Annotated in this window: 23 protein-coding genes and 1 riboswitch; of the genes, 12 read left to right on the forward strand and 11 right to left on the reverse strand. The window is 53.6% G+C overall.

All coding sequences use genetic code 11. The features are described 5' to 3' along the window. The first annotated feature begins 97 nt into the window (after positions 1 to 97). The 4 genes from pstC to phoU are packed head-to-tail and all read left to right on the forward strand — an operon-like array spanning position 98 to position 3417. The gene (pstC, locus tag QW520_04910) at positions 98 to 1018 is read left to right on the forward strand and encodes a phosphate ABC transporter permease subunit PstC (protein MEM0449143.1); all 921 of its coding nucleotides are present in this window, start codon (positions 98 to 100) and stop codon (positions 1016 to 1018) included. Next, positions 1015 to 1863, forward strand: coding sequence for a phosphate ABC transporter permease PstA (gene pstA, locus QW520_04915; GenBank protein ID MEM0449144.1), 849 nt, complete (start codon positions 1015 to 1017; stop codon positions 1861 to 1863). The genes pstC and pstA overlap by 4 nt, the downstream gene beginning before the upstream one ends. Before the next feature lie 4 nt (positions 1864 to 1867). Beyond that, the gene (pstB, locus tag QW520_04920) at positions 1868 to 2662 is read left to right on the forward strand and encodes a phosphate ABC transporter ATP-binding protein PstB (protein MEM0449145.1); all 795 of its coding nucleotides are present in this window, start codon (positions 1868 to 1870) and stop codon (positions 2660 to 2662) included. Continuing rightward, a complete protein-coding gene (gene phoU / locus QW520_04925) occupies positions 2659 to 3417 on the forward strand; it encodes a phosphate signaling complex protein PhoU (protein ID MEM0449146.1) in 759 nt (252 codons plus the stop codon). The genes pstB and phoU overlap by 4 nt, the downstream gene beginning before the upstream one ends. Here phoU and QW520_04930 read toward each other — a convergent pair whose 3' ends face one another. Further along, on the reverse strand, positions 3418 to 3873 hold the full coding sequence (locus QW520_04930; protein ID MEM0449147.1) for a hypothetical protein: 456 nt from the start codon (positions 3871 to 3873) through the stop codon (positions 3418 to 3420). Positions 3874 to 4045: 172 nt separating this feature from the next. On the opposite strand from QW520_04930, the gene QW520_04935 reads away from it, so the two are divergent. Beyond that, positions 4046 to 9490, forward strand: a complete 5445-nt coding sequence (locus QW520_04935; GenBank protein MEM0449148.1) for a C1 family peptidase — start codon at positions 4046 to 4048, stop codon at positions 9488 to 9490. 34 nt (positions 9491 to 9524) lie between these two features. On the opposite strand, the gene QW520_04940 is transcribed toward QW520_04935, so the two are convergent. From QW520_04940 to QW520_04955, 4 genes are all read right to left on the reverse strand, one after another. Beyond that, positions 9525 to 10469 (reverse strand): hypothetical protein, encoded by a 945-nt coding sequence (locus tag QW520_04940; protein MEM0449149.1) that lies wholly within the window; start codon positions 10467 to 10469, stop codon positions 9525 to 9527. 42 nt (positions 10470 to 10511) lie between these two features. Continuing rightward, positions 10512 to 11054, reverse strand: coding sequence for a tetratricopeptide repeat protein (locus tag QW520_04945; protein MEM0449150.1), 543 nt, complete (start codon positions 11052 to 11054; stop codon positions 10512 to 10514). 51 nt (positions 11055 to 11105) lie between these two features. Next, positions 11106 to 11705, reverse strand: coding sequence for a superoxide dismutase (locus QW520_04950; protein ID MEM0449151.1), 600 nt, complete (start codon positions 11703 to 11705; stop codon positions 11106 to 11108). Positions 11706 to 11790: 85 nt separating this feature from the next. Then, positions 11791 to 12978 (reverse strand): DUF362 domain-containing protein, encoded by a 1188-nt coding sequence (locus QW520_04955; GenBank protein MEM0449152.1) that lies wholly within the window; start codon positions 12976 to 12978, stop codon positions 11791 to 11793. Positions 12979 to 13318: 340 nt separating this feature from the next. Here QW520_04955 and QW520_04960 point away from each other — a divergent pair, with 340 nt between their 5' ends. Beyond that, a complete protein-coding gene (locus tag QW520_04960; GenBank protein MEM0449153.1) occupies positions 13319 to 13774 on the forward strand; it encodes a hypothetical protein in 456 nt (151 codons plus the stop codon). A 3-nt stretch (positions 13775 to 13777) separates the two neighbouring features. Here QW520_04960 and QW520_04965 read toward each other — a convergent pair whose 3' ends face one another. The 3 genes from QW520_04965 to QW520_04975 form a co-directional block, all read right to left on the reverse strand. Further along, positions 13778 to 14248: a pyridoxamine 5'-phosphate oxidase family protein gene (locus QW520_04965; GenBank protein ID MEM0449154.1), complete on the reverse strand. Its 471-nt coding sequence runs from the start codon at positions 14246 to 14248 to the stop codon at positions 13778 to 13780. A gap of 77 nt (positions 14249 to 14325) precedes the next feature. After that, the gene (locus QW520_04970; GenBank protein ID MEM0449155.1) at positions 14326 to 15387 is read right to left on the reverse strand and encodes an agmatine deiminase family protein; all 1062 of its coding nucleotides are present in this window, start codon (positions 15385 to 15387) and stop codon (positions 14326 to 14328) included. Further along, positions 15387 to 16250: a carbon-nitrogen hydrolase gene (locus QW520_04975; protein ID MEM0449156.1), complete on the reverse strand. Its 864-nt coding sequence runs from the start codon at positions 16248 to 16250 to the stop codon at positions 15387 to 15389. The genes QW520_04970 and QW520_04975 overlap by 1 nt, the downstream gene beginning before the upstream one ends. 136 nt (positions 16251 to 16386) lie before the next feature. On the opposite strand from QW520_04975, the gene cls reads away from it, so the two are divergent. Then, a complete protein-coding gene (cls, locus tag QW520_04980; protein MEM0449157.1) occupies positions 16387 to 17853 on the forward strand; it encodes a cardiolipin synthase in 1467 nt (488 codons plus the stop codon). On the opposite strand, the gene QW520_04985 is transcribed toward cls, so the two are convergent. Next, positions 17850 to 18797 (reverse strand): PHP-associated domain-containing protein, encoded by a 948-nt coding sequence (locus tag QW520_04985; protein MEM0449158.1) that lies wholly within the window; start codon positions 18795 to 18797, stop codon positions 17850 to 17852. The two genes, cls and QW520_04985, sit on opposite strands and share 4 nt — an antisense overlap. Continuing rightward, a complete protein-coding gene (locus tag QW520_04990; GenBank protein MEM0449159.1) occupies positions 18794 to 19906 on the reverse strand; it encodes a GNAT family N-acetyltransferase in 1113 nt (370 codons plus the stop codon). Before QW520_04990 ends, QW520_04985 begins: the two co-directional genes overlap by 4 nt. Before the next feature lie 150 nt (positions 19907 to 20056). Beyond that, a riboswitch (Fluoride riboswitch) is annotated at positions 20057 to 20121 on the forward strand. Between the two features lie 32 nt (positions 20122 to 20153). On the opposite strand from QW520_04990, the gene QW520_04995 reads away from it, so the two are divergent. From QW520_04995 to QW520_05015, 5 genes are all read left to right on the forward strand, one after another. Then, positions 20154 to 21272 carry a cation:proton antiporter gene (locus QW520_04995; protein ID MEM0449160.1) on the forward strand — a complete coding sequence of 373 codons (1119 nt, stop codon included), beginning with the start codon at positions 20154 to 20156 and terminating at the stop codon, positions 21270 to 21272. 4 nt (positions 21273 to 21276) lie between these two features. Then, entirely contained in the window at positions 21277 to 21711 is a 435-nt protein-coding gene (locus QW520_05000) for a universal stress protein (GenBank protein ID MEM0449161.1), read from the forward strand. Between the two features lie 15 nt (positions 21712 to 21726). Beyond that, positions 21727 to 23514 (forward strand): dynamin family protein, encoded by a 1788-nt coding sequence (locus QW520_05005; protein MEM0449162.1) that lies wholly within the window; start codon positions 21727 to 21729, stop codon positions 23512 to 23514. Between the two features lie 116 nt (positions 23515 to 23630). Beyond that, positions 23631 to 24905: an MFS transporter gene (locus QW520_05010; protein ID MEM0449163.1), complete on the forward strand. Its 1275-nt coding sequence runs from the start codon at positions 23631 to 23633 to the stop codon at positions 24903 to 24905. A gap of 396 nt (positions 24906 to 25301) precedes the next feature. Further along, a complete protein-coding gene (locus QW520_05015; protein ID MEM0449164.1) occupies positions 25302 to 25670 on the forward strand; it encodes a helix-turn-helix domain-containing protein in 369 nt (122 codons plus the stop codon). Between the two features lie 107 nt (positions 25671 to 25777). On the opposite strand, the gene QW520_05020 is transcribed toward QW520_05015, so the two are convergent. Then, on the reverse strand, positions 25778 to 26469 hold a 692-nt coding region (locus QW520_05020), incomplete at its 5' end, for a hypothetical protein (GenBank protein MEM0449165.1).

Here is a 26469-nt window from a genome sequence, read left to right on the forward strand (position 1 = left end):
TTACTGTAATTACATAATCATGATAAGTCATTTCCAAAATCATTCTAACATAGATGAAAGACTGTCGTTTGAAATGAGCGGAAGGAGAGCCTGAATCATGGCCAAGAAGAGAATAGTAACGGCCAAGAGACGTTACTTCTATGACAAGAGCGTCCATGTCATTTTGGCGATTGTATCCGGCTTCGCCATACTCGTCCTCGCGGCCGTGGCTATTTTTCTCTTCACCAACTCCTATCCCGCATTTTTCATGATCGACCAATGGAAGTTCTTCACCGGGACGGTCTGGGACCCTACTCATCCGGTGGAGCCACTGTATGGCTTCCTCCCTCTTCTGGTCTCCACACTGATCGTGACCTTGCTGTCTGCGCTCATAGCCATACCTATCGGCCTTGGTGCCACCATATACCTCTCTGAGATCGCTCACCCTCGCGTACGTAAGATATTCAAGCCAGCCATTGAAGTGCTGGCCGGGCTCCCTTCAGTGATGCTGGGCTTCTTGGCCCTGACGGTGTTCGCCAAATTTATGTGGGAAGCCTTCGCCCCCGGCTGGAGGCCTAATGATTATCTTAACCTTTTCAATGGAGCGGTCTTCCTGGCGGTCATGATGGTCCCCATCATGGTATCATTATCTGAGGACGCCATGAACTCGGTGCCCAGGGCGTTGAAGGAGGCCTCCTTGGCCTTGGGCATGACCAGGTGGGAGACCACCTGGAAAGTGATCATCCCAGCGGCCAGGCCAGGCATAGTGGCAGCTGTGATGCTTTCCATCGGCCGCGCCGTGGGGGAGACCATGGTAGTGGTCATGGCCACAGGCAGCTCGCCGCAATTGACCTTCAACCCCTTCTCATCCGGTCAGCCGATCACCTCCACCATCGCCATCGAGATGGGGGAGGTGGCGGCCAATACAGCTCACTATCACGTGCTCTTCGAACTGGGCCTGGTCCTATTCGCCATCACCTTCGTGCTGAATTACGTGGCCGATTTGGCCATGCGAAAATACGCGGAGAGGTATCAATGAGCCGACGTGTCAAGGAGAAAATCTTCTTCATGCTGTTCCGGGGCTGCGCCCTGGTGGTCGGTCTGGCCCTTGTCATCATATTAGGCTATATCATAGTTCTAGGTATGGGCACGCTGAGCTGGGAGTTCTTGACGCAATTTCCCCGTCGCGGCTTCACGGAGGGAGGCATCTTCCCTGCCATCGTGGGCACCTTATACCTCATGGGCCTGGTGATGCTCATCGCCGTTCCCATAGGCGTGCTGACTACGGTGTACATCTCCGAGTATCAGGGAAAGAGCCGCTTCGCCAATATACTTCGAGTGGTGGTCAATAACTTGGCCGGCGTGCCTTCCATCGTCTATGGCCTCCTGGGTCTGGGAATGCTGGTGCTCTACTTCAATTGGGGCTTCAGCCTGATGGCCTCCGCCGTGACCTTGGCGTTCCTGGTCCTGCCCCTGGTCATTACGGCTTCCAGGGAGGCGATCCAGGCGGTGCCTGAATCCTTGAGGGAAGCCTCACTAGCCTTGGGCACCACCAAATGGCAGACCATCCGTCATCACGTCCTGCCATACTCTACCCCGGGCATACTCACAGGTGTGATATTGTCGCTCAGCAGGGCAGCCGGTGAGACGGCCCCCATCCTGCTCACCGGTGTAGTGCTCACCAAGAGCATACTTCCCCAGAGCGTCTGGGACACTTTCATGGCCATGCCCTTCCAGCTTTATGCCCTGGCCACCCAGACGGTGTTCGAGAAGACGGCCCCCTTCCAATATGGGACGGCATTGGTGCTGCTAATAATGGTGGTGCTGATGAACCTCGCCGCCATCATAATCCGCGACCGATACAGGGAGAAATACAAGTGGTGATAACATGTCCGAGAACATCGTAGTCACTGGTCTGAACGTATGGTTCGATAAGAACCACGCGCTCAAGGACGTTAACATAACCATACCCAAGAACGAGATCACCGCTATCATAGGACCCTCGGGATGCGGCAAGAGCACCTTCATACGCTGCCTGAACCGCATGAACGACTTAGTGCCTAAGTGCAGGGTGACCGGCAAAGTGATGGTGGATGGCAAGAACATCTACGACGATGATGTGGATGTGGTGGAGGTGCGCAGGCGCATCGGAATGGTGTTCCAGAAGCCTAATCCGTTCCCCAAGAGCATCTTCGAGAACATCGCCTACGCGCCTCGCATCCACGGCAAGGATCTGGACCCTAGCTTGCAGGGCAAGCGTACCGTCAAATATACCAAGAAGGAGCTGGCCGAATTGGTGGAGCGCAGTCTTAAAAGGGCTGCGCTGTGGGATGAGGTCAAGGACAGGCTGGATAAGAGCGCCTACGAGCTATCGGGCGGGCAGCAGCAGAGGCTGTGCATCGCGCGGACCATGGCGGTGGAGCCTGAGATAATCCTTTTCGACGAACCGTGCTCCGCCCTCGATCCCATTGCCACCGCCAAGATAGAGGATTTATTGGTGGACCTCAAGAAGGACTATACGGTGGTGATAGTGACGCATAACATGCAGCAGGCCGCCCGTGTGGCGGACAAGACCGCCTTCTTCTATTTGGGCGAGTTGATAGAGTTTGGGGAGACAGAGAAGATATTCGAGAAGCCGGAGCAGAAGTTGACAGAGCAGTATATCACTGGGAGAATGGGATGATGACGTCGAGGGTGCTGTTCAATCAAGAGATGGAGAAGCTCAATGAAGAAGTCTCTCAGATGGCCTCCTTGGCCCGCGAGGCCATCGAGAAGGCCGTCAGATGCATCGTAGATAAAGAGCCGGCGCTCAAGGTGGAGGTGGAGCGACTGGATAAGGAGATCTACCGAATGGACCAGCAGATCGAGAAGCATTGCTTGGACCTGATCGCCCTCCACACCCCGGTAGCGGGGGACCTAAGGACCATCTCCACCTGCCTGAAGATTATCACCGACTTGAACCGGATAGGGCGATACGCCAGCGACATTGTGGAGCTCTATGATGTGTTGGCCTCCAGCAACGGATTCAGAAGGCCAGTCAATATACCGCATATGGCCTCCTTGGTAGTTGGCATGGTCACTGACGCCATCCGCTCTTTCACCACCAGGGACGTGGAGATGGCGAAGAGGCTTTTCGAGCGCGATGATGAGGTGGACTGCCTGTATGACACTAATTTCAGGGCCGTGCTGACGTACATGATCGAGGATCCCAGAAAGATTACTGTGGGAGCACACATCATCCTGGTGGCGCGGTATTTGGAGAGGATAGCGGATCATGCATGCAACATAGGGGAGCGCGTAGTGTACATGGTGACCGCCGAGCGCATGGATCCGATGGATCGCAAGAGGCACGCCTGTCCCTCTTGCCTTGAACAGTCCACTGGTGGCCCCGATGAAGGGGAAACGAGCTACACCACTCACGATCTGGCCGAGAAATGATCACCCCGACCATGTCAAGAAGCGGTCCCGCGGCAGTACTCTCCCTCTGGAGTATCCTGGACCTATCGGCCTCAACAGACCCACCAGCACCATGCCTAACGCCAACAGCCCTACTGCGAAGCCCAATCCCAGTGAGGTAGTGGTCTCGTTTATGCCGCTGGTCACTTTTCCCAGGCGATCATATGTAGAACCGAGGAACACCAGGATGCCGAAGAGCATGCCCATCCCACCTAAGGGTGTGGCGATGGCCAGGGCAGAACCGAGCAGCATCAGTATCACCGCTACCGCCAAGGAGGAGTCCTCATCATGCATCAGGTCGGTCATAGCGTATTCTTGGTGGTTGTCCCAGAAGATGTTGTGCGTCTCCACCACCAGCCAAGGCATGAGGACGCACATCACCCCCAACAGTCCTCCAATCACGGCGAAGAGGTTGACCTTCATGATATCGTACCGCATTTCTTTCGAATGGATATCAAGATTCCTTCGCATTTCGCGCTTTGGAGAACAGTGAGAATGCGCTCGCATACTTTCCTGTAGAACAATAAACGATAACCGGTTAGAAAAGATGATTATACTGCTGTGCCCTGAGTAATGGGATAAGCATTGACCAATTGAAGACGGTATAAACATGAGGCGCTTCATCGCGATATTCCCATTATTCCTACTTCTCCTATCCGTGAATTCCCTTTACGCCTTAGCGCTGCCACCGGAGGCGAACTTGGAGCTAAGCGCATGCACCAGCGATTCTGATAGATCGATGATTTCAATCCCTGGCCACCATCTCATGACCGAAGCGGAGATGCTGCAGCTGAAGGCGACTTTGGGCGTCAGGCAGGCAGGAGTGGATTACAATTTGATCGTGGATGGTTTCGGGACCGGCCTGGCGCCTCCTACCGAGGAGGAGTATAGGGCGATGGTGGGAAGGGTGTGGGTGGCGGACGCTGTTCCTCTCCAAGATCTTACTCTACCCTCTTCCTATGACATATCCAAGCAGGGCTTCTTCCCCAAGGTGGGCAACCAGGGGAGCCAAGGCTCATGCGCCGCATGGGCCGCGATATATTATACCTATGGCTATTTGGAAGCTAAGGACAACGGTTGGTACGATGTCAAGAACGGGACGAATAGCTCACGACTCATGAGCCCCGCTTGGGCCTACAATAAGATCAATGGTGGGGTGGATCAAGGCTCATGGATGAGCGAGAATTTCCGGGTGGCCGTGGATTGGGGTGTAGCCTCTTTGGCCACGCATCCTTATAATCCAACTGATTATGTGAGCTGGGGAAGCGCTGCTGCCTTCAGGGAGGCCCCTTTGCACAAGGCTCATACCTATCAGGAGTGGTATTACAAAGGGGATGCGGCGGTGGCTCAGGCTAAGGCCTGGCTTTCTCAGGATATACCAGTCACCTTCGCCTTGGACTCCAGATACTACGTTTTCGACAACGGGGCATTCATCGTGACCTCACAAGAGTACAACTCTGACACCCTTAACCATGCCCAGACCCTGGTGGGTTATGATGACAGCATCAGCGAGGACGGAGAGGTGGGTGCGTTCCGCGTGGTCAACTCCTGGGGCTCAGATTGGGGGGATAAAGGGTATTATTGGCTCACCTACGAGGCTTTCAAGAAGATATCCAACCGAGCTGGGCTTTGGATGACCACTGTGGTCGACATTCCCGATTACTCCCCTTCCCTTCTAGCCACCTGGTATTTCAACACCCCTCCTCTGAGGAGCGCATCGATCACCATCGCCTTGGGCGAGTATCCCACGGCGCTGAAGAGCATATCTCCTTTCTATGAATACGACACAACGCGCCCTATGCCTGCCTTCATGTGCCTGGACATATCCTCCTTCCTTCCTGAATGGGAGGCAGGGACATCCTCTTTCTGGATCGAGGTACAGGGAGGCGGCTCGGCTCAACTGAGCTCCTTCCGCATGGAAGCTTATGAAGGAGTTTATTTTCCTGGTGCGGCCACTTTGGCATCAGGGCAGAGTGCTTCCGTGCCACGAACCCTACCGGGCTTCGCTTCTATCAAGTTCTATAAATACCCTAGCGTCTCTTTTTCTTCCGCTCTCGACACTCCTGGCCTCTCCTTCACCAGTCACGGGGAAGCAAGATGGGTGGCGGTGAATCATACTTACTACAAAGGAGGCTACAGCGCACAGAGCGGCTGCATTCCAGACAAGGCAGCCAGCAGCCTGCAATCAGTGATTTCGGGAGCTTCCAGCGTCTCCTTCTATTGGAAAGTTAGCTCACAGTCCGGAAAGGATCTCCTGAGATTCTACGTGGATGACGGGCTGCAAGGAAGCATTAGTGGCAATGTCGAATGGACGAAGTTCAGCATATCCATATCCCCCACGGTTCACGTGCTGCGCTGGGAATTCGTGCACGATGAGGATGATTGCGCCTATGCCGATGCAGGATGGGTGGACGCGGTGGAGCTCGTTCCTGCTGATGACCTCTATGAGGAGAATGATGCTTGGAGCGAGGCAAAGCCGCTTGACGTCAAGCAGCGCTATAGCGGGCTGAAGGCCTTGGACCCTGATTGGTTCAAAGTCTGGCTCCGGCCAGGAGATCGGTTGCGGGTGAGAGTCGATTTCAACTCTTCCCAAGGAGACCTGGACCTCTATCTCTTCGGCACCGATGGCACGCATCTTTTAGGCTTCTCCGCCACAAGTGGAGGAATGGAGATAGCTAACATGACGGCCACCGTGCAGGGACATCATTACATCTGTGTCCTCCCTGATGCTGGAACATGGGCCCAGTATGAGCTCTCCTTCCAGTTCGAGCCAGGGGAACCGGATCAGGGAAGAGCATCCTCGTTGACCATCGTCTCTGGTGCTGGAGGATTCGCCAATATCTCAGCAACGAGCCTGGTGATTGAGGTGGGCAGCCGCCTGGAGGGAAAGCTTCTCTTGCGCGCCTCGAACCTTTGGAGCATAGATGATGAAGTGCCCTTGGTCGCGACGACCTCGTGGGGTGATGCCAAAACCTCTTTCTGGACCATCCTGAATGACTTAGGCTCAGGTGTATCAGAGCTCGAGACCTCTATCTCCCTAGACATCCCTACGGAGCCGGGGGCATATCATCTCCTTTTCGCCTATCGCAACGAATCTTCCCCGGCCTTGATCGCCTCTGCCACTTCGCATCTTATCGGCATGCCTATCTGGGAGGATGGCAACGATCTCTCCGCCCTGAGCCCCTTTCAAATCGCTCAGAGCAAGGCAGAAGGTCGGGCGCTGGTGGATTGGCTTATGCCCGATGGCATGCACCTCCTATATCTCCCTTGTGCGGTGCTGACCATCGAGGCCATATCTTTGGATACCGAGCCCCCCTCCACAATGGCGTCCCTCTCCGGCACGACGGGTCAGGATGGATGGTATCGCTCTTCGGTCATGGTCACTCTCACTGCGACTGACACCGGAGGAACAGGAGTAAAGGAGACCTGGTATAGCGTGGACTCAGGAGCTTGGGCATCGTATTCGTCACCCTTCGAAGTATCAGGCTCGGCGGTGCATCTAGTGTGTTTCTACTCTGTGGATTGGAAGGGGAACGTGGAACAGCAGAGGCAGGTGATGGTGCGCATAGACACCACCCCTCCCACTACGAGCGCCAAGATAGAGGGCGCACAAGGCCGCGATGGTTGGTATGTATCCTCCATAAGCCTTAGCCTCACGACCAGCGATTCTGTCAGCGGGGTTCAGTACAGTTACTATCGAGTGAACGGTGGCATCTGGAGAATATACACCACGACCACCATCATAAATGCAGAAGGCCTTATACTCTTAGAATATTACTCAGTCGACGTCGCGGGTAATGGAGAGAGCATCAAGAAGATGAATCTGAAAGCCGACCTCAGCCCTCCCATAACCACCTGCAGCATCGAGGGCGAGGGAGGTCCGCTATGGTACCGCGGCCCTGTCATGGTGACGTTGAGCACCAATGACGCCCTAAGCGGTCCTGGGCCTTGCTTCTACAGCTTGAATGGAGGAGCATGGACTCCTTATTCGGCTCCCATAGTGTTAGACAAGGAAGGAGAACACGCGCTCAGCTTCAATGCCACTGACGTTGCTGGTAACGAGGAGGCGGCGCAGTCGCTCACCATAAGGATCGATGCCACGGCGCCTACCACCTCATATGACGTAGAAGGGGTCGAAGGTCTCGCAGGCTGGTTTGTAAGCCCCATCACTGTTCGATTATATGCTCAGGACGCGCTGAGCGGTGTAGGCCAGACGACGTGGTCTTTGGATGGTGGCGCTTGGGAGGATTATGTCAGTCCTATCATTGTAGCGTATTCGGGGGAACATCTACTGCGCTTCCGCTCTGTGGACCTGGCAGGCAATCTGGAGGAAGTGCGAGAGTTGATACTAAAGATGGACGTGTCCCCTCCCATGGGCAATCTGGTCGTGGTGGGGGAGATAGGCAATGAAGGCTGGTATAGATCCGACGTCCTCATTATGGCTGAAGGTAACGATGAGGGAAGCGGCGTGGCCGCTTTCTATTATAGGTTCATTAGCATAGAGGATTGGTCTCCTCTGCCTTCCTCCCTGCAACTGCAAGAGGATGGGGTGCATAGGCTGGTATGGTTCGCTGTAGACTGGGCAGGAAACCAAGGAGAGGAGAGGGAACTGCTCATCATGGTGGATAGATGCCCGCCCATCGCCTCCCTTGGGATCTCAGGCTCCCAAGGCCAAGAGGGATGGTTCGTGTCCTTGGTGGACTTGCATATAGATGCCAGGGACGAGACCAGTGGAGTCAGAGAGATCTACTACTCTCTCTCAGGACAGGCTTGGAGGAAATACTCTTCCCCCATAACTCTGTCCGACGAGGGCGTGCATGAGATGAGATTCTTCGCCGTGGACAACGCTGGCAACCCTGGAGAAATAAGCTCCCAGGAGATCAGGATGGATATGAGCGCACCCGTGACCGAGTTATATATCACGGGGCGTGAGGGGCGAGAAGGATGGTACGTAAGCCAGGTGGAAGTTAACTTGGACCCTGGGGACGGGGTGAGCGGGATAGCGGGGACATACTATCGCATTGATGGTGGGAGCTGGCAGGAGGCCTGGTCATCAATAATGATCGCGGATGGAAGGCATATGCTGGAATACTTTTCCGTGGACAGCGCTGGCAACCAGGAGAGATTCCAAGCACGGGAAATAATGGTCGATTCGCAGCCTCCTGCCACCCTGGCTATCACCACAGGCGAGTACGGTGCAAGAGGGTGGTTCAGATCACAAGTCACCATTCAATTATCGCCTTCGGACGAGACGAGCGGTGCAGCGAAGACATTCTACAAGCTCAACGAGGAGGTTTGGCGCGAATACATTTCACCCTTAACATTGGGAGAGGGCATGCATCTATTGCGCTTCCGCTCCGTTGACCAGGCAGGCAACGAGGAAGAGCAGATAGCCATGGCTCTGAAAATCGACTGGACTGCGCCCCAAAGCGCGCTCAGGTGGGAAGGGGAGCGGGGGGCAGCGGAGTGGTTCGTCTCGGCCGTGAATCTGACCTTGGGTTTCGAGGATGCTGTCAGTGGCATCTATTCCGCGGAATGGAGGCTGGATGGGGGGGATTGGCAACCTTATTCAGGCGTTGTGAGGATAAATGCCTCAGGTCATCATACTCTAGAATGGAGGAGCTCGGATGTGGCCGGTAATGTGCAACAGACACGCCAGGAGAGCTTCAAGATCGACTTGGACAAGCCGATGCTGCATCTCATGCTACCAAACCAACCTTTTACTTCGAAGAGAGTGCAGATACCATTCCAGGCCAGTGATCCGACATCCTCGGTGGCGCTATTAACCGTACGCCTTGACGGAGGAGAGTATTTCACCAGACCCTTGGGGGGAGAGGCCATCGACGTGGGAGAGCTGAAGGATGGCTTGCATGAGCTGGAGATAATAATCACCGATGAGGCGGGGAACAGCTTGAGGGAGGTCGTGCTGTTCGAGGTCAACACCAATCCCTTCAGTCCTCAAGGCCCCTTCGGGCCATGGCCTTTGATAGGCATGTTCGGCCTAGCCGTTATCGCGCTGTTGCTGGCCTTGCCCCTTCGCAGGAGGAAGATGTAGTAATTATGGACGATCTGAGCCCAGCGAACATCGCTCATGAGTATACCAGGTCCAACCGTATGCTTCCAGTATTGGTGCTGAGGAAGACATCCATCCTCTGAGGAGAGGGATAATTAGCGGAGCTTAGCAGGGCATCGCCCCCAACGAAACCTTGGCTGCTGGCGATCTCGATGCTTCCCGTGGATACGCTGGACGAGATCCGGGATGAGATCGGTGGCTGGATGCTCATCTCCATATCCACCCTACCGGTAGTGGCTGAGCCTTGCATGAGGACGCTGCCGGAATAGGGCTGGGTCTGGATGACGCTTATGGATATGCTCCCCGTTGTGGTTCGAACGCTAACGTTGACTTGGCCCTGTACATCCACCTCATCCCAATATAGCCTGGCATTGCCAGTGGTGGTCTGGATGCTTAGATCTCCCAAGAGCTTGGTGCCTGGTGCGAGGTTTGCTGCCACGCTCCCTGTCTTCCCTATCAATCTCACATGGCTCAAGGAGCAGCTCTCGTCGGCCTGCAGCTGTATTTCTCCTACCGTATGCTCCACTGTCAGGTCAGCCAGCAGGGAGGGGGAGATGCTGATTTTAACATCCAGGCCATTCATTCCCAGGCTGGTGCTGAAGGCATTCAAACCCACCCTTGCCTCAATCCTAAGACGGGAATCAATAACGTAGGCATCCCACGAGATTTGCACCGGATCTCCCATGGAGAACAGGCTCTGTCGCACCTCGCCCTGCACCTTCATTAGGACTAGCTCCTCGCCTTCATCCGAGAAATCCACCATTACTCTACCCACATCACATTTCAAGCTCAGTTCCAGAACTGAGAGACCTTCCATGTATAACGCGCGTCTCTCCTCGTCCACCTCCACCGATCTGATCGGGGCGATGAGGATCATGGCTATCACTGCCAAAATGACCAATAGGATGAGCAACAATGCCAAGGATGAAATGGCGACATCCTTGGTGCATTTGAGCTTCATGCACCTCCAACTTATCTACTGATTAGAAATATTCTTCGGGGCTCATATGCCATGCGCTAGCCTTCGCCTCGCATCCTCTGCCTTAGCCCGAGCCTCGTCCGCCTCCTCCTCTTGCCCGTTAGCCCTCAAAGCCCTCTCCAGGCCGAGATAGGAACGGGTCACCCCCTCCCACAAGCTCTCCGCCCTGAAGAGGGAAAGGGCCTCATGGAAGACTTCCTGAGCCTTTGAATACTCACCCCTGGCCAGCAGTACATACCCCAGCCCTAATATGGCGGTGGCCTCACCCTCCCTGTCGCCCCCCTGCCTCATGGCCTCGATTGATCTCCTCGAGTCTACCTCAGCTCCTTCCAAATCTCCCTGCCCGAAGCGGCAGAGGGCTAGGGCGGCAAGGACAGCGGACATCCTCGCCCCATCCTCGATCTCCTCGAACTCATAAAGGGCGAGCTGCAGCTCTTCCACGGCAGCACTCCACTCCTTGGCATCCGCCAGCCTCATCCCCTCTTTCAGGTGCAGCTCGCCACGATCGCGCTTTATCAGGCGCAAGAGACTGGTCAGCTTCTCCCCTTTGGCTCCTGAGGAGGTCATATCATTTCTTCCTGCCCCATCCCTATTGGGAGGGAGGAGCCGTCAGGATGCTCAAGGAAGCCGCTTCTCCACCGCCTCCCAATCGACTATGTTCCACCAGTTCTCTATGAACTTGCCCCGGTCGTTCTTATAGTCAAGATAGTAGGCATGCTCCCAGACATCCAAGACTAACAGCACCTTCTGCTGTGGCGTGACGTTCACGTTGTGCTTCTCTATCTGCACCAGCATGGGACGCTCGATATGCCCGCAATAGACCAGGGCCGCCCATCCCGAACCCTCCACCGAGCTGGCCACGGCGGAGAACTCCTTCTTGAAGCGCTCGAAGGATCCGAACTCCTTGTTTATCAGATCCCCTATCTTACCCCCCGGCTTCCCTCCCGACTTCCCGCTGGGGCCCATGTTCTGCCAGAACCTCTCATGCAGGAATAGTCCCCCGAAATGGAAGGAATACTCCTTGGCCAAGGCCTTCATGTCCAGATCCGTGCCTTCCTTTCGCGCCTTCTCCAGCTTCTGCAATACGGCATTGGCGCCGTTGACATAGGCGGCGTGGTGCTTGTCATGGTGCAGGCGCAACAGGTCCTCGGAAATGACAGGCGCCAGAGCGTTGTAGTCGTAGGGCAAAGGCTGCAGTTGGTATGTCTTCTCTCCCATTCTGTAATACCTCCTATCGGTGATGCAAACATTCCAGCAGGCGGTATTTACCTATTTTCGTATTCCATCGTCTCGAACCGAAGGCTTACCCTTTCGAGCGGCGTTCGACCAGCCGCGCCAGAACTCTTCCCGAGGCGCTGCGGCGCAGGACGATGGCTTTGGAGGCGCACATCTCATGGCAGCAGAAGCAGCGGATGCAGCTGCGCGCCCTGATACGGGCTTTGCCCTTTCGCACCGTGACCGCCCCCTTGGGGCATATGCGCTCGCATCGTCCACAGCCGGTGCATATTTCGCGGTCGACCTGTGGCCTCAGGGAATAGGCCTTAACCAGGGAGAGCGCCAAGGAGGCCAACCGGCCTTCTGAGAATCCCTTTTGCCGGTCCTTGGTCCGAGGACGCTTGAAATCCTTGATCACAAAATCGTTCAGCTCATCGCCTACCAGCTCGATGTCCGTTCCGTCAGCGCGAATCAATCCTCTCCTCTGCGCCGCTGCCAGAGTGCCCACCTCCATGGGCTCGAGGGACATGATTCTGGCGGCCACGTAGTCCAGGGCGTGCGGGTCCTCGCTGGCCAAGATCGCTCCTATATGGCGCGGCTCTCCGGTATGGGGACCGTCCCCTTCCATGCCGATGATGGCATCCATGATATGCAGTCTCGGTCTGATGAGCTGATTGAGGTCCAGCAGCATATCGCTGAAGGCGTCAAGGCTGGGGAATCGAGCGTGCAGGGCGGGCTTCTCTATACTGGGCACCACCCCGAACAGGTTCTTCACCGCGCCTGTCATGGTGGTCAACATATGGGTCTTGGCCTTGGGCAGCGAGATGATGACCTCAGCCTCTAGAGCTGGCTCGATTATAAGGAAGCGCTTCAGCATCCTCCCCTCAGGACAGGGGACTTCACGATAGTCGGTGCGGAAGTTGAGCTCAGCTCCTAGCTCCTCCGCCACAGATTGCCAGCCTGATAGTGAGTAGGCCTTACGTAATGCGCTCTCTGTGTAAAGAACGCCGGCACCTGGGCTGTCCGCGATGGTCACGTGACATCCATTTTGCATAAGCGATTTGGCCACCGCCCTGACGACCTCGGGGTGAGTGGTTATGCATTTATCGGGGGTGGCGGCGATGAGAAGATTCGGCTTTATCAGGACTTTCTGGCCGGGGGATATGAATGCCTTCCAGCCACCAAGAAGGCCGATGGCGCGGTCCAGTGCTTGTTCCACTTCTTGGCGGTGGTAGGAGGAGCACTTGACCAATGCCACGCGCTTCATCTGGTGCATATCCATCTCAAACTTAGATTCATTATTAGAATATTCCCTATTAAGGCATGAATTCACATTTCGAGAATCACTTGATAAGGCGTTAAGAAAAAGGGATTTTACGGACTCAGGTTGACAAAAATACCCGCAAAAGAAGGGTGTGACAACTTGAAATCTCTTAAATAATGCTCAGGTTCTTTTTTTTGCAAAATTTTATAGGAATCGATATGGATTTTCTAATCTGAAAAAAACTGGCTAGAAGTCAGAAAAGTCTAAATTACGACTCTTTGCTGAGGATAGATTACATATATTTTACACGATTAGATTCAATCCAAGAGACATTACTATCCAGCCACTTACTGTGGCTGAAATCAAGGGCAAGATCTCTGAATTTCCAAATCTTCGTGGCCCTAAACTATTGAATTTCTACATCCGCGTCATGGGAGAAATGGGACTTTTTAAGGTTAAAAACTTGGATGATTTGGACCTTCCCGTCGACAAACAGGTGGCGCGTTTTACAATTTACACGGGTGTTTTAAAGCTCAATAGCGGAGAATTCAAAGGCTCCGTAAATAACAATCCACTCCGAAATCTTATTCAGGAAGTTTGGCGGAAAGCAGCAATAGCAGTAGGCACCGAACCTTGGAAGCTTGATGAACCTATTTGGAATATCGGTTCTAAAAGATGTGCAGTTGGAAAATGCAATCAATGCCCCATAATTCATTTATGTGAAAAAAAGAGAGATGTAACTTTCCAAGGAAATAGAGTCATTTGGGTTGGTTATAATTTGAGAAATACTATTAACTCTGAAAATTGAAGTCTAGGGCGATATAGAGCGCTTGCAGGTCATGCTTATGATGTCTATCCTGACTACCAACGTCTTGGAGAGCAGCGCCTCAGAGTATTCGAACGGAGGCCTGCCACCATAGTGCTCCATTATGACATCCAATCCTTTTCTCATAGACGTCTCATCTTCTATGATATGCGGCTGACCCCAACCTATGACGCTCACATAGTCCAAGGTCCATTTGCAGGGCAGCTCCTTTCTCTGGATATCCCCCAGCTCCTCCACCTCAAAGCAAACCTTACCTCCCCTGCGCCACACCTCCACCTTCCTCCCCTCTTTGGCGGAATGCAGGAAGATGCTGCCATCCCTATAGCCGAAAAGCATGGGAACGATGTAAGGCTCCCCCTCATCGTTCATGGCGATATGGATCACCTTGGCGCTGTTGAGCAGCCGTTCCATCACCTCAGGGTTGCACACTTCTTTCTCCTTGCGCCTCACGGGCATCCGCTCCACCATATCAATGGTGCTCAGGAGATATTATCGTTAGCGCTGCAGGCTACGGGTCCTTGGCTGATTCCCTTTTATGTCCCGGTCCTGCCAGCCGGCTCCTGCTGCGTGACGCAATGAATACCGCCGTATCCGTAGACCAGTTGGGTTGCGTGTATGGGCACCACCCTGCGCTCAGGGAACGCGCGCTCTAGTATTTCGATGGCCCTGCGGTCGTTGCGGTCCTTGAAGACAGGCAGGAGAACGCAATCGTTGCCGATGTAGAAATTGGCGTAGCTGGCGGGAAGGAACCTTTGCTCCTCCTCCAGCCAAAGAGGCCTGGGCATGGGGAGCCTTTCCACCCGCAAAGGCCTGCCATCCTGGTCCACCGCCTGGCGGAGGATTTCGAAGTTCACCCTGAGCACCTCGGCGTTGGCGTTGGCCTTGCTTCTGGAATACGCACAGAGCACCTGGTCCTCGGAGATGAAGCGGGCGAAATCATCCACGTGCCCATCCGTGTCGTCCCCTTCTATGCCTGATCGGAGCCAGATCACATTCGGCGCAGAGATGTATTCCTCCAGATAGCGTTCGATGTCATCGCGCGTGAGATGAGGGTTGCGATTCTTGTTGAGCAGGCACTGCTCCGTGGTGAGGACCGTGCCTTTTCCATTTACGTCGATTGAACCTCCCTCGAGCACTATACCTGGCCAGAAAGTGCGCACTCCTGTCGATCGAACTACCTCTTCTCCAGCTTTATCATCGTAGAGAAGGTCATCGTACTTTCCACCCCAGGCGTTGAAGCGCCACTTGGTGGCCGCCTTCTCGCCCGTCTCTCGGTGGAGCAAGAAGGTAGGGCCGTAATCGCGTATCCAGACATCCGAGGAATGGATGAGCTTGGCCTCGACCCTGTTCATGTCCGCCCCCGCACGAGAGCAGGCCTTTTCCATCCTATCCCTCATCTCATCATCTTCCACCAAGACCTTGACCGTCTCCCCTTGGCTCAATGCCGAGACCATCTGGGCGAAGATCGACTCCACCTCCGGAAGAATCTCCGGTGGGAAGGTGAGGGGATTCTTCGGCCAGGAGATCCAGGTAGCGTCATGTGGCGCCCATTCCGCAGGCATGTAGTACCCTCGGGAGCGAGGCGTCTCTGTCATCACTCGACCTCCACCAGGCGCCCGTAGCATTCGGGCCTGCGGTTGCGCAGGAATCCCCAACCCCTTCGCACTTCTGCCCCATGGTCCAAGTCGACCTTTCGCACCAAAACCTCCTCCCTAGCTCCCAAGCGCTCGATCGTCCTCCCGAAGGCGTCGCACACGAAGCTGCCGCCCCAGAACCTCATCCTATCCTCCTGGCCGCAGCGATTGACAGCACATACTACTATACCGTTGGCGATGGCGTGGCCGCGCATGACGTTCTCCCAGGCCTGATGCCAATCCCCCTCCTTCTGCCTTATCCCGCGGCATGTGCCTATGGCGGTGGGGTAGAAGACGATCTCAGCGCCTTGCAGTGCCAAGCAACGCGCCGCTTCAGGGAACCATTGGTCATAACAGATCAGCACCCCGAATTTGATGCCAGACAACTCGAAGACCTTGAAGCCAGTGTCTCCTGGGGCGAAGTACTCCTTCTCGTAGAAGCTCTCATCATAAGGAATGTGCGTCTTGCGGTACAAGCCTAAAATGCATCCATCCGGACCGATGACGGGGCTTGTGTTATACATTTTCTTGCCGCACAATTCATGCAGTGAGCCTGCAATTATGCCCACCTTAAGTTTTGCCGCGCACCTGCAAAGCGCCTCCGTCGTCCTCCCTGGGATGCTCTCCGCAAAGTCTCTACCCTTCCCCTCGCTCATTCGATACTGGGGGAAATAAGGCGAGGTGAAGAGCTCAGGTAGGCAGATCAACTCCGCTCCTCCATCGTAGGCGCGCTCTATCCTATCCAGGGCGCGTGTTAAGTTCTCCTCGGTGGAGGCAGTCATTCTCATCTGCACCAGGCCCACTGTTAGCTTCCTGCGCGGCAATGTACATCGACCTCCTTGCTGATGGAGGCGCATATGGAGCGCTGATATTTTAAGCAGGACGCTCTCGAGTCGGTCGTGAATATGACATCGGTTTTTGCAAATCATTATTAGGATACCGTTCAACTAGTCATTTCGCATGTTCGATTTGTATCAGGTATGGGCACTCGTGGGTGATTTGTGGTGGCTCTTCCTAATGGCGAATGCGATTGCAGTCCTCATCACCATCGTATTCGTGCAGAAAAAACGCCCTGAGTCAGTTCTCTTATGGCTTTTGGCCTTCATCGTGCTCCCTCTGGTCTTCGTCCTCATATTCTACATACTTTTGGGCCGGGATCATCGCAACAGGCGCAGATTCCGAGAGAAGGCCCAGATGGACAGAGAGGTGGAATTAGCTCTGGCCTCCTTGAAGGGGGATTGGTTCGCCGTTGACCTCTCCAAGAAAGGGTTGGGCGAGAACGAGTCATTGGCGCGTCTGCTTTACAATTCCAACCGCTCCTCCTTGACGACCGACAATGAAGTTAAGTATTACAATGAAGGGGGTCCGCTGTTCGAGGATATGCTACGCTCCATCCAAGAGGCTAAGCGCTTCGTGCACATGGAGTTCTACATCATCCGCAAGGACGAGCTCTCAAAGCGCTTCGCCGAGGCGCTGGAGGCGAAGGCCAGGGAAGGAGTGGAGGTGAAGCTCCTGATGGATGCCGTGGGGTGCCATAAGCTTCCCCGGCATTACTTCCAAGGCCTTCGGGAAGCTGGAGGGCGCACCGCGGAGTTCTTCCCCTCCCCGCTTCGCCGCATCAACCTGCGCATCAACAATCGGAACCACCGCAAACTACTGGTGGTAGATGGGGATGTGGCCTATATTGGCGGGTACAACATCGGCATGGAGTATACTGGCAGAGGAGAATTAGGATATTGGCGCGATTGCATGGTGAGGGTGGAGGGAAGTGGGGCCATAGGGGCTGAGATGCGTTTCATCCTGGACTGGAACTTCGCCGCCCGCGACAAGCTTAGAGTTCAGGATTACGCTCCTTCCTCTCCAGGAAAGGGTAAGGCAGGGCTGCAAGTGGTCAGCAGCGGCCCTGATACGGAATCCAAGGCGATAGAGGAGCAGTATCTCAAGATGATCCTCTCCGCTAAGGAGTACGTTTACATCCAGACCCCTTATTTCGTACCTAGCGAGCCGATCATTTGCGCTTTGATCACCGCGGCAAAATCTGGTGTGGATACGAGGGTCATGATGCCCTCCAAGCCTGACCATCCTTTCGTGTACTGGGCTTCATTGTACAATGCTGGCGAGGTATTGCGCCATGGGGTAAGGGTGCATCAGTTCGACAAGAACGGCTTCATACATTCCAAGCTGGTGGTGAGCGATGACCGTGTGGTGTCGATAGGCAGCGCCAATTTCGACCGGCGCAGCTTCGAGCTGAACTTTGAGACTAATGCGGTCATCTACGACAAGGATTTGGCCCTTCAAGTCAAGGATTCTTATATAGATGACATCTCAGCCAAATGCACCGAGCTCACCTTGCAAGACTACGAGAAGAGGGGCCTGAGGGTGAGGTTCATGGAATCGATTTCCCGCCTCTACACTCCTATAGCTTAGCGCGCTCTCTCCTCGAGATCCCTGATCTTCCTCTTGAAATAATGAGGCAGCCGGGGCAGGTTCTGCTCCAGATGCACTCGCATGGAGGGGAGGAAGTAGCGCGAGTGCTTGCCCATCATAACCGTCCCTGTGAACACTTTCATCAAAGGATCCTTCTCCAACCCCACTATTATGTTCTTACGCTTCTCCACTTCTGTCAGAAAGGAAGGCGCGTCGGAAGCATAGGCGCAGGTGACCACCCTGCCGTAGTCCTGGAGGGTATGGGCATCTGTGCCTCCGGTATAGCACAGTCTTCTTTCCCAGGCCGCTTGCATCGCCTTGAGATTGAGGGCGCGCGTCATCCCACCGCACAATACCTCATACCCCTCAAATCCTTCCAGTATATCCTCGGGAAGATACTCCGCATCGATGCACTTCTGCACGCCTTTGTTGAACAGCAGGTATCCATACGGATGAGCGGCCACGGTTAGGCAGGGATAGCGCTCCAACTCATCTACCAGATGAGAGGTGCTGGCTCTCACGGCCAACCAAGGACTGCTGCGCCTGGCAGGGCGAATCACCCGCCTAAAGAAGTCCTCGAGGTCCGAAGGTGAATAAAAATAAGCTAGCACATGAGGGCCATCAGCGCAGCTCACTTCAATTCCAGGTATGACTAGCACGTCCTCTGCCAGAGAGCATGCCATCAGAGAACCTGAAACCTCATTATGGTCTGTCACGGCCACTCCGAAACCCTCAGCTCGAGCCTTGGCGAGCATCCTTTTCACATCAGGCATGCCATCCGAATGAGCGGTATGAAGGTGCATGTCCACTGCGGTGTATCCCTTGTCACGTAACCTGTGAATATTAGGTGTTTCGAAGATCACATTTTTCTGTGGGTTGCGGGTAGAAGCTTGCTGCACCACGTCTTCCGCTATGCTCACTGCTTGATGATAAAGCTGCCTCATCCTGTGTACACTCGCTTCAGCATGCGCTCCCGAATGCCCAGTCTCTCATCGATGAGCTTGATGGGGGGAAAGGCTCTGATGCGTGAGAGGGTACGCAGCGAGCCCCTACTCACTTGCACTGCCTGCAGCCTTCGCTCTTTATTCGTCAGATGGAGCTTGTATTCCTCATCCCCATGCAACAGGTCCATGGCCTTTAACCCTCGAGCCCTATGGTCTTCCATGGCCAGGGTCATGACCAGCCTTCCTGGCGAGAGCTCTCGGAATTTCTCCGCCATGCCCATGCGATACGCCCTAGATACCTCACCATCGAAGAAGGAGAACAGCTGCCCTGCCACCTCTCCATCTATCAATAGCTCCTGCATGACTCCAATGCGCCTTCTCCCCGCCAATTTGGCCATCTCAATAAGCAGCCGTCCTTCTCTTGGCTTCTGGAAGATGCTGCCCCCTCTATTCCTCCATCGCTCCTTATGCTGCTCGATGTAAAGCCACATGGCCTTTTCCATATCCTCCTCTGAGCACAAAGTGCGAAATGCCATCCTTCCCTCCCGCTCTAGCTTGTTCCAGATGGTCCTCAGATTCTTCCTCGTCCGCCAGCCGAAGCCATCGGTAATGTGCCCCTTCTCAGGGAACTCATAGAGACGGTCGATCTTCTCCGCATGAGGCTCCCACTCCATCTCTGCCTTTATGCCGTCCAGGAAGCGCAAGTTGCCGATGTTCGGTTCCATGTCGAAAAGTTGCATCAAGTTCCACCTTATGCTTTTGGTACGGCGCAGCATCTCTCTCAATATCTCCGGCTCACCGTCCTTAGCCAGGACTGACTCTAAGCTATAACCGGTGAAATGGCGATGATTACCTACGAGTGAGATGGTGGTCACGGGAAGACCCATCGCCTTGTGCTTGTATACGAAGAGCGGAGCTACACCCACCAATTCACCCTTTTCTTCCACTACCACCACGCGTGGTGAGGCCCCGATCTTAAAATTCTCCAGCCATAGGTACACCAAATCGAAAGAGGAGAAAATGGGCGCATGGCATCGAAGGCGAAGCGTCTCCCAATCCTCTCTGAAATCCCTAAGCTCATCCAGGGAGGTTATCACCCGGCTTTTCATCTCTTCCGATTAATATAGCGGCATGCTATTAATTGCTTAGCTCGAAATTAACAAACCCTAAGCCAATCAGAATATGCGTATCCTGGCCTCCTTTCATCAAAAAGCTGTGTATCGAATTTAGCAGCGTTTTTATAATGATGAAATCTTTCTGCCGTCGTCGGTGATGAGGCCCACCTTCAAACCGCCTGGTGCGTGCTGATGGCTTCTGCACTCCCAAATCGCACCTAAGTGAGGAAGGCAGGGTATAATGATCGATATCTGGATATTGACGCTGTTCGTGTCCATAGCCGTCGTCTCGGCCATGCTCTCTCTGCGCTTGGGCATCACGGTGGCGATCATCGAGATAGTTTTGGGGATGCTGGTGGGCAACGCTCTGGGAATAAAAGGCTCAGATCATGAATGGCTCGTTTTTCTGGCCTCTCTGGGGAGCATTGTCCTCACCTTTCTCGCAGGTTCGGAGATAGACCCTGACGCCCTACGAAGGACTTGGAAGGCCAGCTTGAGCATTGGCCTTTCATCTTTTATAGCCCCTTTCATAGGTTCATGGGCCTTCGCCCTTCTCGTATTGGGGTGGACGCCTGAGGCCTCGCTCATTTGCGGAGTCGCCCTTTCTACCACCTCAGTGGCAGTGGTGTATGTGGTGCTAGTGGAGACTGGACTGGGCAAGACTGAGACGGGAAAGATAATTCTCTCCGCTTGCTTCATCACTGATCTGGGCACAGCCATGGCGCTCAGCTTGCTTTTCTCCGCGCCCAATCTATATTTCCTGTTGTTGATAGGAGCTCTCGTCATATGCACCTTGTTCTTGCCCAAGGCCATGAAATGGTTATTCCTCCGGGTCAGGGGAAGTACAGGCGAGATCGAGGTGAAATCATTGCTATTAGCCGTGTTGCTGTTAGGGGCTATAGCAGAATCCTCGGGCGTGCATGCCGTCCTTCCTGCCTATATACTCGGCTTACTTATGGCTAGACTATTAGATGAGAATCGCGAGGTCCTATTCAAGATGAAGACCGTGGCCCTAGCCTTTCTTACGCCCTTCTTCTTTATCAGCTCTGGTACCAACGTATCCATAGCGGCCGTGGTCTCTGGTATAGCATTGGTGGCCGCGCTCTTCCTGGTGAAGGTGGGCTGGAAGTTCGTAGGGGTGCTTCCTTTGGCGCACAAATACATCAAGGGGAACGCTGCATATACAACCTTATTGATGAGCACAGGCCTCACCTTCGGGACCATCTCCGCCCAGTTCGGGCTCAGCAGCGGGCTCATAACCACGGAACAGTTTTCCGTCCTGGTGATGACAGTCCTGTTGACAGCCATAATTCCCACTGTGATCGCGCAGCGCTATTTCAGTCCAAATAAAGGGGGGTGATCGTTTGGAAGAGGACATCGAGAAGAAGGTGGAGAACATACTGGTGGCAGTGGACGGTTCAAAGCAGAGCGTGAAGGCGACTAAATTGGCGTTAGGTATTGCGAAAGGGACTAAGGCCAAAGTGACCTTCGTGAGCGTGGTGGAGCTGAGGGACATACCCACGTTGATGAGCGAAGCGCAGTCACCTTATGACGAGGACCAGGCACAGCTGGCCTTGGGAGCGGCGATGAAATTGGCATCGGCAGTGGCAGTGAAGGCAGATCCGGTATTGCGCAAGGGGCATCCTGCAGGCCAGATAGTTCGCTTGGCTGAGGAGATAAAGCCTGATCTGATCGTCATGGGGAGCAGGGGAAGGACAGGCACAGCGGGCCTTCTATTGGGGAGCGTGTCCACGGCGGTCCTGAAGAGCACCCAGTTCCCCGTCCTCATAGTGAAATAGTCGACGAGTGGAATCATGACTACACAAGAAGGGCTTGGATTCTTCCATGAGAAGAAGAACGATCTCTTCTCAGCCCTTGGACAACTTAGAGATTTGGCACTAGCCATGCAATCCCATACGGTCGAAAACAGGCTGACCGCTATCGAAGCCACCCTTCGGGAGGAACATTTTAACGTCGCTATCCTGGGAGGATACAAGAGGGGAAAATCCACCTTCGTGAATGCCCTGCTCGGCGAGGATCTTCTCCCTACTGGGATAGTGCCTCTCACAAGTGTGGTGACCAAGGTGCGTTATGGTACGGAAAGGAAGGCGCGGGTGCGTTTCAAGGATGGGAGAGAGGAGTGCATACAAACAGCGGAGCTGGCCCATTATATAACTGAGAAAGAGAACCCGGGGAACAAATTGGGAGTGACTTCGGTGGAGGTCTTCGTCAATTCGCCTCAATTGATGTCAGGAGTGAACATCGTGGACACTCCTGGCACAGGTTCGACCTTCGTGGAGAATACCAAAGTCACGCACGAATTCTTGCAGCATGCCGACGCTGGGGTATTTCTACTTAGCCCTGAACCTCCAATAGGGGAGATGGAACTGGACTTCCTGCGTCTCATCAGAGATTCCGTGGACCATCTGATGTTCGTGCAGAATAAGGTCGATCGCTATGACGAGGAAGAGTGGCGCGAGGCAATGAATTTCTCCTCGGGCATCATCCGTGAGGCGCTGGGCTTGGATAGGGTGGATTTCTATCCTGTCTCTTCCAAAAGAGCGTTGGAAGCGAAGCAGCATAAGGACATGACTCAGCTAGAGGCTAGCGGCATATTGCCTTTCGAGAGAGATCTAGAGCGTTTTTTGTTGAACGGAAGGGGCGAGATCCTGCTCCACAACACCCGAACCAGGATGCTGCGGTTGGCGCACGAGATGGAAATGGCGGTGTCCATGCAGATGGCTGCTATGGGGCGCCCAAGGCAGGAGCTGGAAGAGAAGCTGCGATCCTTGGAAAGGAGCCATCAGAAGGCGGTGCAGAGAATGAATGACGCCTCGTACTTGCTGGAAGGCAATGAGAGAGAGATAATCAGAGAGATCGATGAGGAATTGAAATCCTTCATAGAACGCCAAAGAGGCGAACCTGTGGAAAGGCTTAGGCTAAGGCTAAGAGAGGTGGACAAGTCCCTCTCTAGAGGCGAATACCTGGATGAGGTCACAAGGGAGATGGCATGGGCAATCTCTCACACGTTATCTCCATTCATGACCGGAATTCATGCCAAGGCGATGAAGTCTTTCGAAGAACTGGCTCAAAGATTCAAAGAAGAGGCGGAGGAGGTAATAAAGTCAGTACAACAATCGGCAGCAAGCGCTTTAGATCTCAAAGCGCCTGATCTCATTGAGCGCTCAACGATTGGACCAAGAAGGGATTTCCGCTTGGAGGTGAAGCCCATAATCTCCTTCGATCTGCTATTCGTAGGAGAATTGCAAAGCTCCCTACCAAAGGCGGCCTTCAGGCGACTGGTGGAGAAGAAAGCGCTCAATATGGTGGCGGAGGAATTGGAGAAGAATGCCGGAAGGTACAGGTATGAAATCATCTGCCGTCTTTCTGAGAGCATCCGAGCGCTGGAAAAAGATTATCAGGCCAATCTTTCTGAGATCATTTTGGCCACCGAGAAAGCGCTCTCCTCGGCTTTAGAGGATAGCATAAAGACCTCGCAGGAACTGGCCCAAAAGAAGCATCGACTCGATTCCATGCTCAATGAGCTGAATCATATCGTAGCTCGGCTTTCAAAGCCGTTAGCATCTGTTCACACCTGCTGAAATGGAATCACTGTGTTGGAGGAATTACCCGGAGCGGAATTAAAAAAAAAAGATTCAAGATAGAATGAATGCGGAAATGAATAGTTCTCTTTCTTACTTTTATTTGTTCAAACTACGTGTTTATAGCGAAACTCTTACGGCTCGGACAGTCATCATGCCTGGCGGAGGAATGGTTTACGGAGGATCCCAAGGAAAAAGGCTGGCTCAATAGGAACGTGCTGGGAACGGGTTTGGTTAGCCTTCTTAGCGACGCTAGTCACGAGATGGTCACGGCCCTTTTGCCTATCTTCATCACCTTGAGCTCAGCCTTGGGAGGATTGGGAGCTAACGCTGCCGTGCTAGGGACCATAGAAGGCCTTTCGGATGGACTTTCCAGCTTCACTAAGCCTATCGCTGGACACTTGAGCGATAGGACCAAGAAGAGAAAGCCCTGGATGGTCGCTGGATATACGGCCACGGCGGTATTGCTTCCTGCCATCGCCTTGATACAGAACGTGCTCTCCTTGGCTGCGCTGAGGATCTCCGCCTGGGCGGGAAGGGGGATGCGAGGACCGCCTCGTGATGCCCTCCTCTCAGATTCCGTGGAGCCTAAGCACTATGGCAAGGCATTCGGTCTGCACCGGGCTATGGATTCGATAGGGGCGATAGTCGGTCCGGTGCTCGCTTTCCTCATGCTTCCCTTGCTGGGTGTGAGAGGGACGATGCTTCTAGCTTTCATACCAGGCTTGCTTTCTGTCTTAGTGGTGGTCTTTCTCATAAAAGAGGTTAAGGTAAAGACCTCCGCTTCCAAGTCCTTCAAAACCAGCATCCAAGGTCTGCCTAAGAGATTCAGATACCTGATAGCGGCCCAGGCCGTCTTCGGCGTGGGTAACTTCGCCAACGTCCTATTCGTCCTTGCTGCTATGGAGATACTGACCCCTTCCCTGGGCGCATTGACCGCCGCCTCCATTGCAGTTGGGCTCTATGCCCTGCTCAACGCGATATACGCTGCCATGTCCTTCCCTGTCGGGGTCCTGGCGGACCGCCATCGCAAGCACATACTCTTGGGATTTGGCTATCTCTTCAATGCCTTGGCCTGTATTATACTGGCACTATGGAGTCAGAACTTGATCCTCATAGGTTTGGCATTCGTGGCGGTAGGCCTGCAGCTAGCCTTCACCGATACAATAGAGGGGGCGTTGGCGGCTGAGCTTCTTCCCAAAGACATTTCCGGGACCGGTTTCGGCGCCCTGCAATTCGTGGACGGAGTAGGGGATCTGATATCGAGTACTGTGGTCGGCATACTTTGGGTGGTCTTCTCCCCCGTTGTGGGCTTGATTTACTCGGCGCTGCTCAGCCTCTTAGCCTTTGCCCTCATCCTTCGCCTGATGCGAATACCTGCCTCTGGATGAGATCTTTCTGGCCTAATGGAAGCAATGCAGAGAAAAGCGATGTTGACGAGTCCATGACCCACCGAGATGGTATCAGATCCTTCATCCATGTCAGAACCGAATTACATTTCCTAGGGGGATCATTTGGGGCATAGGGAAAACGGCATTCAAATTCGAAATGGGGCGATCTATGCATATTTATGAATTTTTAATTTCATATGTACAAATTATCGCATCCTACATAATTCGACAGCATCTGTTCGGACTTCCATATATTCCAAATTTACTTGTGAATGGTGTTATTTTTCCCTTCCATTCCGCATTTTTCTTTGCGACTTTAGTAGCTTATATCAGGTTTTATATAGCAATCCTTTCCTACGTCTGAAGATTTTAATAGCTTTTGCGACATAGATTGATTTGCGAGATAGGACAAGGCGTATGACCGAGCTTGAAGGGTTTTTCGTCAAGAAGAGGAAGGCGGAGGAAGCGCTTCAGGTATTGATGAGATTTTTTAACTTTAAGAAGGCCGAGATAAGCCTTTATGGTCTCTTGCTTAAGAGCCCTTTGACCATCAAGGAGATTCAGGAAAGGATGAAAGTTTCCGAACGCTCGATAAGGAAGTACTTAAAAAAGCTAGAGGAGGAGGGCTTCATAGTCAAGAGAGTGGTGCAGGGAAAAAGATTGAAATATGTGTATCAGTCAGTCCACCTCGAGGAAGCTTGGAATAAACTTGATCATCGCATAAGAAAGACTCTTTCCGACTTTGCCGAAGCGATTGCCAAGTGAGCGTTTTTCTCATATCACTTTTTCATGTTGCGAATGAGAAATAGGAGTAGGTCAGCGCGGAGGGTGAAAGACATGATCAGCATTCCCTTTTTTCCCGTTTTCATCTCTCAATTGCTAGCCTTTCCGTCGGGAGCGCAAAGCTCTTGACGGCAGGGGATTCTAGGACTCCTCCCTATTATCATATCGCTGAGGCCAGAGATTTTCAGGATAGAACGTATGGCCTTCGTCCCATGCCTCATCACATAGAATGGAGATGTCATAATGCCGGCCATAGCGATGAAAGGTCTTTTCTCAGGGCTCCAGATCTCCACATTATGCTTCCAGCAGGTGGAAAGGATTTCCCAGTGCGAATCACTTAGATCATCCACCTCCCTGTGCTCATGCTTACGCAGCTTCGACTCCTCCTCCGAGGTGAAGAGCAGAGGAACATAAAACAATTTCAACCCCTCTAATCTTTCAAGGAGCTCAATGGTGGCGGCTACATCCTCTTTTCGCTCACCGGGAAGACCTAGAATTAGCGTTGCCAAAGGATAGATGCCATTATCATTCAGTATCTCCATGGAGCGAACCACTATGTCTGGCCATTGCTCGGGAGCATAGGGGAGCATCTTGCCGCGCATGTGCTGCCTCATAAGGCGCGAGCTTCCCGTCTCGATCCCCACCTCGACGGAGGCGCACTTGGAGCCTTGGCAGCTCCAGATCGACTTCTCCACCAATATCGGGGCTATCTCTTCGACTATGGAGCTGTCATATACGACCGGCGAGAGCGCAGCGTGACTGATCTGGATGAATTCAACCC

This window comes from Methanomassiliicoccales archaeon (genome assembly GCA_038740345.1).
In the GTDB taxonomy this organism is placed as follows: domain Archaea; phylum Thermoplasmatota; class Thermoplasmata; order Methanomassiliicoccales; family UBA472; genus JAJRAN01.